A 15968-nucleotide genomic window follows, 5' to 3' on the forward strand; every position below is an offset into this window, starting at 1 on the left:
AGTTTTTTTGTGTGACCAAAAAACAACCCAGCATAAAGCTGAGTTGAGGCTCTTTACATCAATCCCATTATCTTCCGACCAATGCGTTCAATGTCATTCTGCATTCCTCTGAGTTCAAAGGTGTCTATAACAGGAAAATCAAATCGCTCAGCATATTGCTTGGCAGTCAGACAATATTGGTTGTTAAAATTGCGGTTACCTGAGCCAACAACACCCAGACAGAGCTCTGCATTGGTCCCCAAAGCGATAAAATCTCCGAGAGGATTGGTCAGAATTTCCACATCTCCGTTGTCCACTCCATTTCCACCTTCTAAGTAGGTTGGCAAAAAGGCGACAAAGGGTGCATCTAGCTGATAGAAAGGAATATCTTGCTTGACCAAATCTTTGACATGAACTAGCTCAATCTCCCAGTCAGTTTGAAATTGGAAAAAGGACTTTAGATGTTTCACAAAACTCTCTGTATTGCCACTCAAACTGATATAAACCAAATATATTTTCTTCTTCATACATTTCCTCTTTATAATAAAAACACTACATGTAGACTGTAAATACTATTTTACTCCTACATGTAGTGTTTGTCAATCAGTCACTTTCCACAAACCGACCAATAATATTGACGTTGTCAGCTACCGATACAAAGGCTTGAGGATCTGCTTTTTTCATAATTTGCTTAAATTCACTAAACTCCGCACGCGTGATAATAGTAATCAGTACCGTTTTTTGCTCATGGTTATAAGCACCCTCAGCACCGTTGATAATGGTCACACCGCGATTGAGCTTCTTATGGATTTTTTTGATAACTCGTTCTGGTTGATTGGTAATAATCATAGCCTGCATCCGCTTTTGCTTGACATAGATTGCATCTGTCATGCGGCTGGAGATAAACAGCGCAACCATTGAATACAGGGCATATTGCCAGCCAAAGGTCATCCCTGCAATCAACATAATCAGGATGTTGACAATCAAGGAAATGGCTCCAACTTGACGTCCCGTCTTCTTGCGAATAATAATAGAGACAATATCAGTACCACCACTGGATACATTGTTCCTAAGCGCAAAGCCAATCCCAGTTCCCAGCATGAGACCACCGAAAATAGCATTGACTAACGGATCCGTCGTCAGGGTAACTGGCGGCATAAATTGGATAAAGAAAGAACTGAAGGATACCGTAATAAAGGTAAAGATAGTAAATTTATAACCAATTTTATACCAAGCTAAGATAAGCAAGGGAATGTTCAGGCCATAGTAGACCACCGCAATCGGTACATTCCAACCAGCGTAAGAAGCTGCCAGAGCAGAAACAATCTGTGCAAGACCAGTAACTCCAGACGAATAGACATTCCCTGGTCGAAAGAAAAAATTGACTGCAATACTAGATAGGAGCCCATAAATAATGGACCCCGATATCCGTTCAGCATATTTTTCCCGAGAAATTCCCAAAATGACCGACCAAAACTTATTCTTTCTGGCCATTCTTATCAAGCGTACACGCTGTTTTCTGAAAAATTTATTCATTTTCAAGTGTAATGTTTAAAGCTAATTCCTCTAATTGTGCTGATACAACCGTACTTGGTGCCTGTGTCATCGGATCAGATGCCTTGTTATTCTTCGGAAAGGCGATAACTTCACGAATGTTATCCTCACCAGCCAATAACATGACAAAGCGGTCCAAACCGATAGCCAATCCACCATGTGGTGGGAAGCCGTAGTCCATAGCTTCTAGCAAGAAACCAAACTGCTCATGCGCATCTTCAGCAGAGAAGCCAAGCGCCTTGAACATCCGTTCCTGCATGTCTTTTTGGTTGATACGAAGGCTACCGCCACCGAGCTCATAACCGTTTAGAACAATGTCATAGGCAACTGCACGCACCTGCGCCAAATCACCATCCAAATGATGAGCTGTTTCTTCCGTCGGCAAGGTGAATGGGTGGTGGGCACTCGTATAGCGACCTTCTTCTTCAGACCACTCAAACATTGGCCAATCCACAATCCAGAGGAAGTTGAACTTACTTTCGTCAATCAAACCTTGCTCTTTTGCCAAGCGATTACGCAAGGCACCCAGGGTATTGTTGGCAACTTCCAATTCATCTGCCACAAAGAGAACCAAGTCCTTGTCTTCAAGTTGTAAACTTGCTGTCAAGTTTGCTGTAATGTCTGTCAAGAACTTGGCAACTGGGCCAGCTAGTTCTCCCTGGTCAACTTTGACCCAAGCAAGTCCCTTAGCACCAAATTGTTTAGCGTATTCTGTTAATTTATCAATATCTTTACGTGAGTAGCTATCCGCCGCACCCTTGACAACAATGGCTTTGACAACTGGTGCTTCTGAGAAGACTTTGAAGTCAACTTCCTTGACAGTATCTGTCAAGTCTTGCAAGAGCATGTCAAAACGAGTATCTGGCTTGTCTGAACCATAGAAGTTCATAGCATGGTCGTAGGCCATACGAGGGAATGGCAAGGTCACATCGATTCCTTTGGTATCTTTCAAGACCTTAGCAATCAAGCCTTCTACGATGTCTTGGATTTCAACCTCATTCAAGAATGAGGTTTCCAAGTCAACCTGTGTAAACTCAGGTTGGCGGTCACCACGCAAATCTTCATCACGGAAACACTTAACGATTTGGTAATAACGGTCGAAACCAGCATTCATTAAAAGCTGCTTAGTAATCTGTGGACTTTGTGGAAGGGCATAGAAGTGACCTTTTGACACACGAGATGGCACCAAGTAATCACGCGCACCTTCTGGCGTTGACTTGGTCAACATTGGTGTTTCCACATCTATAAATTCCAAGTCATCCAAGTAGTTGCGAATGCTGTGGGTTACAGCCGCACGCAATTTGAAGTTGTTAAGCATTTCTGGACGACGAAGATCCAAATAACGGTAACGAAGACGAGTGTCATCGCTGGCTTCAATGCCATCCTTGATTTCAAAAGGTGTTGTCTTAGCTGTATTAAGTACTGTCAAGCTGGTTACTTGCAGTTCAACAACTCCTGTTGGGAGGTTGTCATTAGCTTGCTCACGCTCCACAACCGTTCCTGTTACTTCGATAACAAACTCGGAACGAAGACTCTCCGCTTTTGCCATCACTTCAGCTTCAACTGACTCAGGGTTAATCACCAATTGCATAATGCCTTCACGGTCACGCAAGTCAATGAAAATCAGGCCACCCAAGTCACGACGGCGGCCAACCCAACCTTTCAAAGTAATTTCCTGTCCGACATGTTCCTTACGAACACGTCCAGCGTACATAGAACGTTTCATTTTCTTCCTCTTTTACTGATTTTATACTTATTCATTCTACCATAAAATGGCTGATTTTTGGGGGAAATTGCCGAGAAAAATCGAAAAACCAGCCCTAGTTGACTGGTTTACGGTATAACATATCCAAATGTGGGATATCATCCTCCAAATATACTTCAGAAACTGGCTTAAAGCCAAGCGATTGATAGAATTTTTCCAAATAGGCTTGGGCACCGATTTTAATCTGACTTTCCTTCCACTCGGTTGTTATGTAAGCGATAGCTTGCTCCATCATTGGCCGACCCAATCCTTTACCACGATGGCTTGGCTTGATGACCACACGACCGATGGAAACTTCATCATAACTTAGACCAGTCGGCAATATTCTCAAATAAGCCACTAACTCCCCATTGTCTGTTCCTAAAAGATGAAGACAACTTGGGTCTTTTCCATCTATTTCTGGATAGGGACAGGCTTGTTCCACGACAAACACATCTGTCCGAAGTGTCAAGATGGTGTAAAGTTCTTGTAAACTAAGTTGTTCAAATGTTTTTATTTCCCACGTCATACATTCCTCCTAGGGCAAAATGTTCCCTGCACTTCTGTAAATCTCATACCATTCTGGTCTCGTTAAGGTAATCTGGCTCGCTTGAGCAATCTTTGTCAAGCGTTCTGGGTTCATAGAACCCACAATCGTTTGAATCTTTGCTGGATGACGCAAAATCCAAGCTACGACAATTGTTTCATGTGAAACATTGTATCGCTCTGCTATTTCCCCAATAGTTTGATTTAAAAGAGCATAATCTGGATGGTTGGCAAAAATACCTCGTTGCAAATCAATCAAGAAAGGAGACCAGGCTTGGATAGTGATTTTTTTAAGCTGGCAATAATCAATCAGTCCACCATCACACATAGTCGCAGCATCATCTTTCATATTGACATGTAGTCCAGCATCAATCAAAGGCGTGTGGGCTGGAGAGAGCTGCAATTGATTAACTGCAAGCGGTTGATCGAGATAGGACTGTAATAACTCCATTTGGTAAATGTTTTGGTTGCTGACGCCAAAATGATGAACCCTCCCTGCTTTTTTCAAGAGATAAAAGGCTTCTGCCACTTCCTCTGCCTCCATTAGAGCATCCGGACGGTGTAAGGCGAGAACGTCTAAATATTCCGTATCCAAGCGCTTCAAAATCCCATCCACAGATTCCAAAATATACTCTTTTGAGAAATCAAAATAACCTTTACGAATGCCACATTTTGATTGGAGAAGCAGGTCCTCACGTTTCAATCCCGCCAATTTTGCCCCCTGAGCAAAACGGATTTCTGACTCACCACCACCATAAATATCCGCATGATCAAAAAAGTTAATTCCCTGTCCAACAACTGTATCTAACACTTTAGCAGTTTCCTGCTCGCTCAAACTAGCCATTCGCATACAGCCTAGACCAATTCGTGAAACTTCTAATCCTGTTTGTCCTAATCTTTGCATTTATCTTCTCCCTTGTAAACGCTTTTCATATTTCTTATTATAACAGAAAAACTCAGCCGAAACTGAGTTTTAGTTAAAACCATAAATTCTTTTCGCGATTTTATAGACGGCATTGGAAATTTTTCGACCTGGGTAACCGTAAAGGTTGGTTAATTGTCCGAGTAACCCTTTTCGAACGATTTTAAATAGAGCTGGATTATTATCCCGAATATAGTGCCAGAGTTCCTGCTTCTTCATCATATGCTCAGCAGTACCAGCACGATTGAGAAGAGCACAGGAGATAATGGTGGTAATTTCTACATGATTAAGCAAGTAACTTCGCAAATCAGGATTGTCAATCGCCTCCAAGTCTAAATTATCTACCAAAATTCGATTGACTTTTAACTGCTGGTCAATGCGCTTAATCATGACGGATTCATTGACAGACTGGTCATTTCGCCCAATAAAGTAACGATAAAAATCTACTGGCAGATAGAACATCGTTTTCACAGCCTGCAAAGGAGTAAATACAAAAATATTATCCACATAAAAAGTATGCTCTGGCAGAACAAGACCAACCTCACGCAGTAAATCTGTCCTGTAAATCAAGGAATGCATCATCATGTATTGCCCCTTGGAAAATGCCCCCACATCTTCCCAGCCAAAAATCCGATTTTCTGGTAAAACATCCTGATAAGACATGGATTTTTTGCGAGATTGTCCCTCTTTTTCATAAACAAAGTTGGAGATAAAAGCATCAACTGGCGTATTTTCATCTTCCAAAGCCTGCAAACTCTCTAGGATCTTCAAATAGGCCCTGGTATCGACCCAGTCATCTGAATCTACAACTTTAAAGTACTTCCCCTTGGCCTCACGTATCCCTGTATTAACAGCTCCGCCATGACCCTTATTCTCTTGATAAATAGCTCGTACATTCGAAAATTGATTAGCAAGTTCCTCTGCAATTTCCTGAGTCCGATCGGTCGAACCATCGTTAATAATCAGAATTTCAACCTTGTCCCCACCCATTACAAGGGAATGAACACAGTAATGAAGGTAGGCCTCCGAATTATAGCTCGGAATAGCAATGCTTAGTAAGGTCATCTTTCTCTCCATTTGACACAATTTGTTACTATTTTATCATATTTTTAGGAAAGTTGCAGAGGATAATTATTTTTCAAGGCCAACTTATTCACAACCTGTGGATAAGTTGTGGATTTCTAGAATATTCTGTGGATAACTACTATCAGTTTTTGGTGGTAATTGCTAGTTTTTCCACATCTCGACTTTGACTCCGTTTTATAATCACATCAAGATAATCAGCCAAGAAACTTCTCGGTGATGCTGCTTGCAAGGTCTGATAGGCTTGGCTTGGAAATACCTTCTCATCTAGCCAAGTCTGATCTAATTTTTCTCCTGAAAAATAAGCACGGTTGGCCGGCATGATAAATTGTGAAATAGCATCTGCCGTCTCGCCGTCATACCAACGCTCATCGTTTAACACATTGTGGACCATGATGTCACTGGTATTGTCAAAGACAGTTTGTAAGTAGGTAACGTGATCCTGCAAATTTGGATCACTAGGTTGGTGCTTTTCTGTCCACGAAGCCATATCAAGTTGAGTTTTTTGATAGTGAATGCTTGTATCATCAAGGCTCAATTGGCCGATAATAGCTGGATAAATAGAAAATGCTCCATTGACCACTTCAGTATAGCTGACTTGCCCCAAATCTTCTTCAACAATATTCTGAGAATGCGTGTGTCCAGAAAAACCAAATTGAATGCCATATTGATTGAACAAAGCCTTCAAATCGGCAGCATTATCCAAAGTGTACCCTTTTGTCAGCATAGCATGCTGTTGCAAGACATTGTGATGGACAACAGGTATCAGGCTCACTCCAGCTTCCTTAGCTGACTTAAGTTGTACTTCTATCCAATCCAAGGTCTCTTTTTTGATACGTCCATTGGTTGGAGGAGCTCCTTTTCCGTAGCCGTCAGAGTAGATGTTGCTGTCTATCATCAGAAACCAAGCATTTGAAAATGGCTTGGCTAGATAGCTCAATGAGTCTTTATCACGACTGCTAGCTTGTTGATAACCGTGATTGACAAATAGCTCTGCAAATTGCTGAGCAGTGACCTGATCCGTCACTATCTGCTGGTCTCCCTTAAAGGCCCTAGCCCATCCACTGGCAATATCATGGTTGCCAGGAATCACCAAAACCTCCGTTCCTTTTTCTTCAATCCGGGTAAAATATTGCGCCAACTCAACCATGCTCTGCTTTTCTCCATTAAGAGTCAAATCTCCACTGACTAGTAACAAGGAAGGATGTTCACGCTCAACCTGCTCAACCAAAGCCTCCATCCGCTCTTTTCCATAACGTAAATCCTTGCCAGCAGCTGTTTTTTCTATATAAGAAAATGCCTCTCCATCATCAAATAAATCCTGTGATAAATAATGCAAATCAGTGATAATCCAGATTTTATTCTGGTCTGTTAGTTCAACCTCGATATAGGATTGCTGACGCTGACCAGCAATAGCAGACCAAATCAAAACAATGACTGCAATAGCTCCTAACAATAATACTATTTTCTTCTTCATACCTTAAAAGTATATCATCTTAGAGATAGAGGGACAAGAAAAAGAAGCTCGACCTTCTTTCTGCCGAGCCTCTTGTATCTACAATTTATTTCTTAGCAAATCCTACTGCTTGTTCACCAGCCTGACGACCAAATACGATGATGTCTGCTACTGCATTACCACCAATACGGTTTTGACCATGAACACCACCAGTTACTTCACCAGCAGCATAAAGACCTGAAATTGCTGAACCATCTGTTTTCAATACTTCAGTATTGGTATTGATTTTCACACCACCCATTGTATGGTGAATACCAGGCGCAACTTTAATGGCATGGTAAGAACCAGTATTCAAAGCATGGTCCATACCTGATGTACGACCAAATGCCGCATCATTCTTATCTGCTACAGCCTTGTTCCAAGTATCAAGTGTTGTTTGAAGTGTGTCCGCAGGTAAGTCAATTTCTTTAGCCAAATCTGCAAGAGTAGCACCCGTTTTTACAAGTCCTTTTTCTTCGTATTGAGCAATAGCCTTCACACGATCTTTCAAGGCATCATCAAAGATAACGTAAGCGTAGTTAGGATCTAATGCATTAATCGCTGCTGAAACTTTATCACGAGTTTCCAATTCGTTAACAAAACGCTCACCTTTTGAGTTGACAAGGATAGCACCTTCGCCACGAACTGCTTCTGTAATCAAGTAAGAAGTTTCTTGCTCAACACTTGGGTGAATTTGGATTTGTTCCATATCAACAGTTGCTGCACCTTCTGATTCAGCAAGTGCAATACCGTCACCTGTTGAACCTTCTTGGTTAGTTGTAACATAACCTTTCAATGCTGGATTTAATTTAGCAACCATTTCCAAATCAGCACCGAAACCACCTGTCGCCAATACAACTGCTTTAGCTGAGATTTTCTTCGTTTCACCAGCAATCTTCACTTCAACACCTGTCACAGCTCCATCCTTGTCTTGGAGTTTTGTAACATCTGCATTGACAAAAATTGGTACTTCACGTTCAACAAGATTGTGGTAAAGACCATTTACCAAGTAGCCACCGACAGCTGAACCATCTGCAGGACGGTGTGTACGTTTTTCGCTCATACCACCAGTTGTAGTTAGGTTGCTAAGAGTGATCCCCATTCCATCCAACCAGTCAATTGCACTAGCAGAGTTATCTACAAGATAACGAAGCAATTCAGGATCATTAGTTCCTTTACCACCTTTAAGCGTTTCTTCATAGAATTTATCGTTTGTATCAGCAATGCCCTCCGCTTCTTGGAATTTGGTTTGTGAAGCATTCATACCAGCTGATGATTTAGCCGTATTACCACCGATAACAGGCATTTTCTCCAAGAGAGCAACACTAGCACCAGCGTCTTTAGCTGAGATAGCTGCCGACATACCTGCACCACCTGAACCAACAACGATAACATCGTAGCTATCTTTCAACTCAGATGGATCTGTATAAACTTTCTCAGATGCACCTGAAACAGCTTCTTCTGATGAAGAAGAAGTCGTAGATGATGAAGATGTAGCTGTCTTTTCAGACTTACCTCCACACGCCACTAAAAACAAAACAGCAAGTAGACTCATCAACAAGCCTAACCAAGCTTTCTTTTTCATATAAACCTCCAATTTTTATCTGATATTAGTATTATACAAGATTGTGAAATGTTTTTCAATCTGTTTTGAAATATTTTTCACAAGTCATAACCACCCGTGAAAACGGGTGGCTTGTACACCGGCTATAAGCCGTTTCTCTCCAGCGACGTCTAAAGACGTTCGCTGAACTTCGTTCAGGTTAGTGCTATAATTACTTGACTAATGCCCGTAACAACGGGCTTTTATCTCGTTCTAAAACTACCATCTGAAAATGGATCTTCATACTCTTTGACACTCAATTTATCAAGTGCAATGTCATTTTTCTCCTGCTCGCGAATATATTTCGCAACTGTCTTTTCATTCAGTCCAACGGTACTAACATAGTAGCCTCTGGCCCAAAACTTTCGATTTCCATACTTATATTTTAAATTAGCGTGTTTATCAAATATCATTAGAGCACTTTTGCTTTTCAAATATCCCATAAAATCGGAAATCGAAAGTTTCGGAGGTATCAAAACAAGCATATGAACATGGTCTGGCATCATGTGTCCCTCAATGATTTCCACGCCTTTGTATTGACATAGATGACGGAAAATATCAATTAAGTCCTGTCTAATTTTGTAGTAAATGGATTTTCTTCGGTACTTAGGTGTGAAAACTATGTGATATTTGCACATCCATTTGGTATGTGATAAACTGTAACTGGTTTTAGCCATTTCTTTTTCCTCCTTTATCTAACCTGAACAATTTGATTATAACAGGAAAAAGAAATGGAAGCTCAAAGCCTTGGCAGCCACCAGCATAGCTGGTGGTTTTCTTGTTTTTCTCTACGAGAAAAACTGGCTCGAAGCCATAATATAAAAATGTATGAAATTCACTTCATACATTCTTAAAACTATTTACTGCCCTTGAAGAGCTAAAAAATTCTCTATTTCGGATAGCGTTGCTTGACTCCCTTTACGAAGTATTCCAGATAGTTTACCCGATTTATGATAAGTTAAACTAGGAACCGTAGCAAGACCTTGACTCTGTCGAAATTGTTGTATTTTTCCATTCGGATCCGACTCGCTATCTAAATAGTAGATCGTCGCATGTGATTGCTCTACTGCCTCTGTTAACTTTGGAACAAAATCTCGACAATAAGGGCATGTCTCCCGACCTATGTATAATATAAATTCTTCCTCGTCTTGGACCTTTTGCTCCACTTCGTCTATCGAAATAGCCTGGTAACTCTTTACAGCCTTCACATAGTCTGATTCATTTGGCGTAGCCGCTGATTGAGATAGAAAGAAGGCCCCACCTACGACCAAAATAGCTCATAGCACTAGCAAAAAATACTTACGCCACATAATCCCTCCTCAAATACAGACAAAAAGCCCTTGTAAATAGGGCTTTTAAAATATCGATACAAATCTTAGAGCATTTTGTTGTAGAATTCTACGACAAGAGCTTCGTTGATTTCTGGGTTGATTTCGTCGCGTTCTGGCAAGCGAGTCAATGAACCTTCAAGCTTTTCAGCATCGAATGATACGAAAGCTGGACGGCCAAGAGTTGCTTCAACAGCTTCAAGGATAGCTGGAACTTTGATTGACTTCTCACGAACTGAGATCACTTGACCAACTTCAACGCGGTATGAAGGGATATCAACGCGTTTGCCGTCAACAAGGATGTGACCGTGGTTTACGAATTGACGTGCTTGACGACGAGTAGTTGCCAAACCAAGACGGTAAACAACGTTGTCCAAACGACGCTCCAAAAGAAGCATGAAGTTGAAACCAAGAGTACCTTGTTTGATTTTAGTAGCTTGTACGAACAAGTTACGGAATTGTTTTTCACCCAAACCGTAAGAGAAACGCAATTTTTGTTTCTCAGCCAATTGCAAACCGTATTCTGACAATTTAGAACGGTTGTTTGGTCCGTGTTGACCTGGTACGTAGTTACGACGTGCCAATTCTTTACCTGTACCTGTCAATGACAAGCCAAGACGACGAGCTTGTTTCCAAGATGGTCCTGTATAACGTGACATGTGTTATGTCCTCCTAAAAATAAAAATTTCCGTCATTTCGTTTCTCTTTTATTACGTCGTTAAGTCGGCTTGGCATACCTCGGTATAGCCTGCACCTCCTTGCCTACTACTAAAAGGAAACAAAAAGACTTGTCTGTAGGAAATAACGTTTTAAGCAAACCTGATTCGTGCAGGAGGCCTTCATCGAAACAGCAACGATTACTCTTCTTGCTGACCTTCTGTTGACGAGCTTCATTTTGCTCTGCTGTTATTTCACACAAAATTTAGTATAACACAAAAAAAAGGCTCTGTAAAGCCTTTTTTATCGTTCTTATTGCATTTCTTCCAATAATTCAACCAACTTATCCTTTTGAACCTGTCCTGCAAAAGAAACCTTGAGGGTCCCATCACTATTGATAAGGATATGTGTCGGAAAAGCAGCAATACCAAAATGTGTCATAGCCTGATCTTTGGTATCAAACAAGACTGGATAGGTCGCTCCTAGCTCACTAGCCTTCTCCAAGATCTCATCCTTGCTCACATCCGCAGGATTGGTATTCGCAAACTCAGCATCCTCAGGTGATGTAATTGACAAAAAGACAAAATCTTCCTTATCCTTATACTCTTGATAGACCTCCTCCAATTCTGGGATTTCTCTCTGACAAGGACCACACCAGGTCGCCCAAACATTGATGTAAATCTTTTTTCCCTTGTAATCCGCCAGATTGACATCCTTTCCATCCTTATCCTTTAGGGAAAAATCTAGCGTGACCGGTTGATTTGCCTGTAAAGTCGACTCAGTAGAAGACGGACTGACCAATGGTAAGAGAGAGCAGGCGGTCAAAACAAAGCAAGAAACAAGTAAGCAAACGACAATTGATACCAACTTTTTCATAAATAAATCCTTTCTATCCTACTGGAAAAAACGCACAAGATGTTGGAAGAAACCTGTTAAAATACTCAAGCCTATCAAGAGCAATAAATAGCCTGAAATACGCTTGGTCCAAGCCAAATAGTGCCGATTGTTCTTGAAGAAAGCCAACATTTTCTGAGAAAAGAAGGCAACCAAAATAAAGGGAAGAATAAAGCCAAGACAATAGACCAACAGCAAGATACCGCTCAACCAACCCTGCTGACTGCTAGCATAAATAAAAACAGATGCCAGAATAGGTCCTATACATGGAGTCCAAGAAAAACTAAAGGTAAAACCCATCAGGAAAGCTAGATATGGAGTGACCTGTTTCCCTGCTTGGTACACCTTATTTTTAGCAGAAAATTCACGCTCTAACACGGGAATATTGAACCAACCCAACTGCAAAATTCCCATCAGAACAATCAATAGACCACTAATAATCTGCAAGACTTGAGCATTTGCTTGTAAGACCCTGCTCAGCAAACTAGAGGCAAATCCCAATAAGAAGAAGGTCAGAGCAATCCCAACTACAAAACTTAGCGTATTTACGAGAACCTTCTTCTCTCCCTCTTTCCCCTCAGCTCCACCTGCTAATAAACCAACATAGATGGGTAAAATCGGCAGTACACAGGGTGATAAGAAAGACAAGAGTCCTTCTGCAAACAGAGCCAGAACTGTAAACCATTGAAATTCCATATAAACTCCTTTCTATCTAGCTCAAAAGACAGTATTGAAAACGTTTTTATGTACTAATATTGTAACACACCGCTTTACCTTAGTCAATATATCGTTTTGTTATAGTCGAATGAATTAGCTTTCAGACAAGGAACTGAGGTGCAGGCTGTACTAGAGTACGGCAAGCCGAAAGTGACGATGTATCAAAGTTAATTCAAATGACTGATATGTAAAGCCCTTTGTCAAGTAAAAACAATCGAACTGATTAAAAAATGAAAAGTATCTAGAAAGAGCCTAGTTCTTAGCTTCGGGCATTGGCCACTCTGATATTCGTGGATTGGTTACCTACAGGTCAATGGTTCTGCCGCGAGTCCTACTCTCTATAAGCGTGGATCACAATTGTGCCACTTAGTCGTTTCGTAGATGACTCAAACCTTGAAGTCCTAAACTCCTTCAAGATACTTTCCATTCAAACATGATTTCAATCCTTATTTCTGTCCAAATTCACCCAGTGATTTTGGATAGAAATAGGGATTCCTCATCGCTCTGCGATGATAAAACTTAATGGTCAAAAGTGTACATGAAAACAAGCGCTAACTTCAAGCTATTCTTCCTGTCATCATCCCCCAAATAAAACCAGACAATTCTCGTGCAATAGCTGTTTTAGCAACATTTTGTTTCTTATTTTTTCCTAGAACAAGTGTGCGATAACGTCTTCTTAAGCGTTCATTAGCCTTATCCGCATAAGCAATCACCTCCACTCGGTTTCCACTTTGTCTCCTTTTCAATTCTTTGGATTTATACCCAATCGTCCCCTTAGCCAATGATTGTGCAGCTTCTATCAGAAGTCGTCTCACATGGCTATTCCCAGCTTTGGTGATAGCACCTCTTCTCTCCTTGTCGCCGCTAGAATTTTCGCTAGGAGTTAGCCCAAGATAAGAAGCAAAATGTTGAGCTGTCGCAAAGCGATTAAAATCACCGATTTCTGTCACAATGGAAAGAGCAGTTAGTGTTTTAATGCCAATAAAGCAAGAAAGCCGTGAGACCTTCTCTTGGTAACTGTCGCTTTGACCCAGTTGCTCAATTCGTGCATCATACCGTTCTATTTGATCTACTAATTTCTCATAGGTCAATAGATATTCTGTCAAAATCTCTGCGTAAAGTCCATCAGGATTTAGGGAACGGAGCCAGCGGACATGTTTCTGTGTCCAATTACTGCTTCCCTCGGTATAGCGAAAATCATGTCGGAGACAGAAGGCAAGAATTTGTTGTTTGATTTTCTTCAGAGCCACTTTGTGGTCTGTTCTCATGCGGATATATTCTTTGACTTGTTCATCCTCAACAGTAGGAATATGAACAGGCCGATAGCTACGAAAGGCCAGAGCTTTTGCGAGCTGAGCTGCATCTTTTTTATCAGTCTTAACACGCTTAGATCCTTCCTTCATCACCGTTGTAGGCGCCATCACGATACAGGGAATCCCGTGAGCTTGTAGCTGGTGATATAGGGTAAATCCAAGACATCCGGCTTCGTAGCCACATAACACTTCTGCATCTTGACCATATAAACGACGAAGCTCATTCACATAGTTCACAATATAGCTAACATTTGGACCAACTTTAGTGCTATGTTTGAATTGATTCGCCATCATATCATAATAGCAGAGTGAAAAACTTTCTTTGTGAACATCCATTCCGATGAAAAGTGTGGTAAAATGAAACATATAAGACCTCCAATTGAGTGTGGTAATTCCTGTTAGAAGTTGATTGTTTTTTTATTCTAGTGTACAGGTAAATCCACGAATTCTCAACTGGGGGTCTTTACATATTGTCTATAAATCATACAAAAAAGCCTGCAATCACAGGCTTCCATTCCTAATCCAAATAATGAATCAAAATCTTTTCAGTCAAAATGTCTGAATAAGTATAAGATTCTACAAAGGTATTGTTTGGATCTTCAAATTCAACGATAAAGAGAGACTGATAAACCTCCACAATACGCCCCTGCTTATTCTTCTCACGCTTACGACCATTTTCAAGGGTCAATTCAACGATCTGCCCTTCATGGTCTTTAATATCTTGTTTGATTTGCTTCATTTTAGCAACATCTGTAAATGCATCACTCATTCTCTATCCATCCTCCCTCTTGGAAATACTTGCAAATTTATTGTATTCTTTTTGGAACATCAGTTCCACGGTACCACGCGCACCGGAACGGTTTTTCTCGATGATAACTTCAACCGTATTATTGGGAATACCACCGTCTTCCTGCTCACCGCGCTCATAATAATCATCACGATACAGGAAGGCAACGATATCCGCATCCTGCTCGATAGATCCAGATTCACGAATATCAGACAAAACTGGTCGCTTATCCTGACGCTGTTCCACACCCCGCGACAACTGACTGAGGGCGATAACAGGAACTTTCAATTCCTTGGCCAAAATCTTCAACTGACGGGAAATCTCAGAAACCTCTTGTTGTCGGTTTTCCCGACCTGTTCCCGTAATTAATTGAAGATAGTCAATCAAGATCAAACCCAGATTGCCCGTTTCCTGAGCCAACTTCCGTGAACGCGAACGAATCTCTGTAATCTTGATACCTGGTGTATCATCAATATAGATACTAGCCCGAGCCAGGTTAGCTTGAGCCACCATGTACTTATTCCATTCTTCCTGCGTCAAATGCCCCGTACGAATAGCCCTCGAATTGATAACTCCCTCTGAAGCGAGCATACGGTCAACCAAGCTTTCTGCACCCATCTCCAAAGAAAAGATGGCAACTGTCAAACCCAGTTTTGTACCGATATTTTGAGCAATATTGAGGGCAAAAGCCGTCTTACCAACCGCAGGACGAGCCGCAAGAATAATCAACTCTTCCTCATGCAGACCCGTTGTCATAGCATCAAGAGCAGGATAGCCAGTTGCAATCCCTGTAATATCCGACGTCTGCTTAGCACGAGTTTCAAGGTTGTCAAAGTTGATATTCAAGACATCATCAATCCGCTTGAAACCACTTCGACTGGCTCCCTCACTGACATCAATCAAAGCTTTTTCAGCATTGGCAATAATGTCATCTGAACCATCCGCACCCTCATAAGCCTGATTAACTGCATCCGTCAAACGGGCAATCAGTTTACGGAGATTAGACTTTTCAGCAACAATCTTGGCATAGAATTCAGCATTGGCTGCCGTCGGTACGGAACTAATGATTTCAGCCAAATAGGCCAAGCCACCGATATTTTCCAAATCACCATGGTTCACTAAATAGTTACGCATGGTAGTCGCATCAATTGCCTCATTTCTATCAGAAAGAGCAATCATAGCTTTAAAAATTAGCTTATGAGCATGTTTGAAAAAATCTTCAGCTTCGATGTATTCACGAACGAAGACCAACTTGCCTTCATCAAGGAAAATAGCTCCTAATACCGATTGTTCAGCTAGAATATCCTGCGGTTGCACCCGCAATTCATCCAACTCTGCCAAGATCT

At 41.2% G+C, this 15968-nt stretch carries 16 protein-coding genes; all 16 read right to left on the reverse strand.

Annotated features, from left to right (window positions below; translation table 11 throughout):
- Positions 1 to 53: 53 nt before the first annotated feature.
- Positions 54 to 506 (reverse strand): class Ib ribonucleoside-diphosphate reductase assembly flavoprotein NrdI, encoded by a 453-nt coding sequence (gene nrdI, locus K6969_RS12040; protein WP_171942793.1) that lies wholly within the window; start codon positions 504 to 506, stop codon positions 54 to 56.
- A 76-nt stretch (positions 507 to 582) separates the two neighbouring features.
- A complete protein-coding gene (locus tag K6969_RS12045; RefSeq protein WP_414820582.1) occupies positions 583 to 1521 on the reverse strand; it encodes a YitT family protein in 939 nt (312 codons plus the stop codon).
- Entirely contained in the window at positions 1508 to 3259 is a 1752-nt protein-coding gene (aspS, locus tag K6969_RS12050) for an aspartate--tRNA ligase (protein WP_321537424.1), read from the reverse strand. Before aspS ends, K6969_RS12045 begins: the two co-directional genes overlap by 14 nt.
- 94 nt (positions 3260 to 3353) lie before the next feature.
- A complete protein-coding gene (locus tag K6969_RS12055) occupies positions 3354 to 3806 on the reverse strand; it encodes a GNAT family N-acetyltransferase (protein ID WP_171942790.1) in 453 nt (150 codons plus the stop codon).
- Between the two features lie 9 nt (positions 3807 to 3815).
- Entirely contained in the window at positions 3816 to 4727 is a 912-nt protein-coding gene (locus K6969_RS12060; RefSeq protein ID WP_171942789.1) for an aldo/keto reductase, read from the reverse strand.
- 69 nt (positions 4728 to 4796) lie between these two features.
- On the reverse strand, positions 4797 to 5810 hold the full coding sequence (locus K6969_RS12065) for a glycosyltransferase family 2 protein (RefSeq protein WP_029173768.1): 1014 nt from the start codon (positions 5808 to 5810) through the stop codon (positions 4797 to 4799).
- Positions 5811 to 5952: 142 nt separating this feature from the next.
- Positions 5953 to 7305 carry a metallophosphoesterase gene (locus tag K6969_RS12070; RefSeq protein ID WP_029173769.1) on the reverse strand — a complete coding sequence of 451 codons (1353 nt, stop codon included), beginning with the start codon at positions 7303 to 7305 and terminating at the stop codon, positions 5953 to 5955.
- An 85-nt stretch (positions 7306 to 7390) separates the two neighbouring features.
- Entirely contained in the window at positions 7391 to 8908 is a 1518-nt protein-coding gene (locus K6969_RS12075; RefSeq protein WP_171942788.1) for a flavocytochrome c, read from the reverse strand.
- A 221-nt stretch (positions 8909 to 9129) separates the two neighbouring features.
- A complete protein-coding gene (gene tnpA / locus K6969_RS12080; RefSeq protein ID WP_024378560.1) occupies positions 9130 to 9603 on the reverse strand; it encodes an IS200/IS605 family transposase in 474 nt (157 codons plus the stop codon).
- Between the two features lie 183 nt (positions 9604 to 9786).
- Positions 9787 to 10197: a thioredoxin gene (locus K6969_RS12085; protein ID WP_253911850.1), complete on the reverse strand. Its 411-nt coding sequence runs from the start codon at positions 10195 to 10197 to the stop codon at positions 9787 to 9789.
- A gap of 104 nt (positions 10198 to 10301) precedes the next feature.
- Entirely contained in the window at positions 10302 to 10913 is a 612-nt protein-coding gene (gene rpsD, locus K6969_RS12090) for a 30S ribosomal protein S4 (RefSeq protein ID WP_002938227.1), read from the reverse strand.
- Between the two features lie 310 nt (positions 10914 to 11223).
- Positions 11224 to 11787, reverse strand: a complete 564-nt coding sequence (locus K6969_RS12095) for a TlpA family protein disulfide reductase (protein ID WP_171943241.1) — start codon at positions 11785 to 11787, stop codon at positions 11224 to 11226.
- 18 nt (positions 11788 to 11805) lie between these two features.
- On the reverse strand, positions 11806 to 12501 hold the full coding sequence (locus tag K6969_RS12100; protein WP_029176237.1) for a cytochrome c biogenesis CcdA family protein: 696 nt from the start codon (positions 12499 to 12501) through the stop codon (positions 11806 to 11808).
- Between the two features lie 578 nt (positions 12502 to 13079).
- Positions 13080 to 14201 (reverse strand): IS110 family transposase, encoded by a 1122-nt coding sequence (locus K6969_RS12105; RefSeq protein WP_015445098.1) that lies wholly within the window; start codon positions 14199 to 14201, stop codon positions 13080 to 13082.
- Between the two features lie 151 nt (positions 14202 to 14352).
- The gene (locus K6969_RS12110) at positions 14353 to 14604 is read right to left on the reverse strand and encodes a Veg family protein (RefSeq protein WP_002938218.1); all 252 of its coding nucleotides are present in this window, start codon (positions 14602 to 14604) and stop codon (positions 14353 to 14355) included.
- Positions 14605 to 14607: 3 nt separating this feature from the next.
- The gene (gene dnaB / locus K6969_RS12115) at positions 14608 to 15963 is read right to left on the reverse strand and encodes a replicative DNA helicase (RefSeq protein WP_002938217.1); all 1356 of its coding nucleotides are present in this window, start codon (positions 15961 to 15963) and stop codon (positions 14608 to 14610) included.
- Between the last annotated feature and the right edge of the window lie 5 nt (positions 15964 to 15968).

The sequence above is a fragment of the Streptococcus suis genome (assembly GCF_019856455.1).
Taxonomy (GTDB): domain Bacteria; phylum Bacillota; class Bacilli; order Lactobacillales; family Streptococcaceae; genus Streptococcus; species Streptococcus suis_AE.

What these genes read in the sequence shown, in the direction of transcription:
- nrdI (WP_171942793.1), bottom strand. Translation starts at nt 506, where the DNA reads ATGAAGAAGAAAATATATTTGGTTTATATCAGTTTGAGTGGCAATACA.
- aspS (WP_321537424.1), bottom strand. Translation starts at nt 3,259, where the DNA reads ATGAAACGTTCTATGTACGCTGGACGTGTTCGTAAGGAACATGTCGGA.
- K6969_RS12055 (WP_171942790.1), bottom strand. Translation starts at nt 3,806, where the DNA reads ATGACGTGGGAAATAAAAACATTTGAACAACTTAGTTTACAAGAACTT.
- K6969_RS12060 (WP_171942789.1), bottom strand. Translation starts at nt 4,727, where the DNA reads ATGCAAAGATTAGGACAAACAGGATTAGAAGTTTCACGAATTGGTCTA.
- K6969_RS12065 (WP_029173768.1), bottom strand. Translation starts at nt 5,810, where the DNA reads ATGACCTTACTAAGCATTGCTATTCCGAGCTATAATTCGGAGGCCTAC.
- K6969_RS12070 (WP_029173769.1), bottom strand. Translation starts at nt 7,305, where the DNA reads ATGAAGAAGAAAATAGTATTATTGTTAGGAGCTATTGCAGTCATTGTT.
- K6969_RS12075 (WP_171942788.1), bottom strand. Translation starts at nt 8,908, where the DNA reads ATGAAAAAGAAAGCTTGGTTAGGCTTGTTGATGAGTCTACTTGCTGTT.
- tnpA (WP_024378560.1), bottom strand. Translation starts at nt 9,603, where the DNA reads ATGGCTAAAACCAGTTACAGTTTATCACATACCAAATGGATGTGCAAA.
- rpsD (WP_002938227.1), bottom strand. Translation starts at nt 10,913, where the DNA reads ATGTCACGTTATACAGGACCATCTTGGAAACAAGCTCGTCGTCTTGGC.
- K6969_RS12095 (WP_171943241.1), bottom strand. Translation starts at nt 11,787, where the DNA reads ATGAAAAAGTTGGTATCAATTGTCGTTTGCTTACTTGTTTCTTGCTTT.
- K6969_RS12100 (WP_029176237.1), bottom strand. Translation starts at nt 12,501, where the DNA reads ATGGAATTTCAATGGTTTACAGTTCTGGCTCTGTTTGCAGAAGGACTC.
- K6969_RS12105 (WP_015445098.1), bottom strand. Translation starts at nt 14,201, where the DNA reads ATGTTTCATTTTACCACACTTTTCATCGGAATGGATGTTCACAAAGAA.
- K6969_RS12110 (WP_002938218.1), bottom strand. Translation starts at nt 14,604, where the DNA reads ATGAGTGATGCATTTACAGATGTTGCTAAAATGAAGCAAATCAAACAA.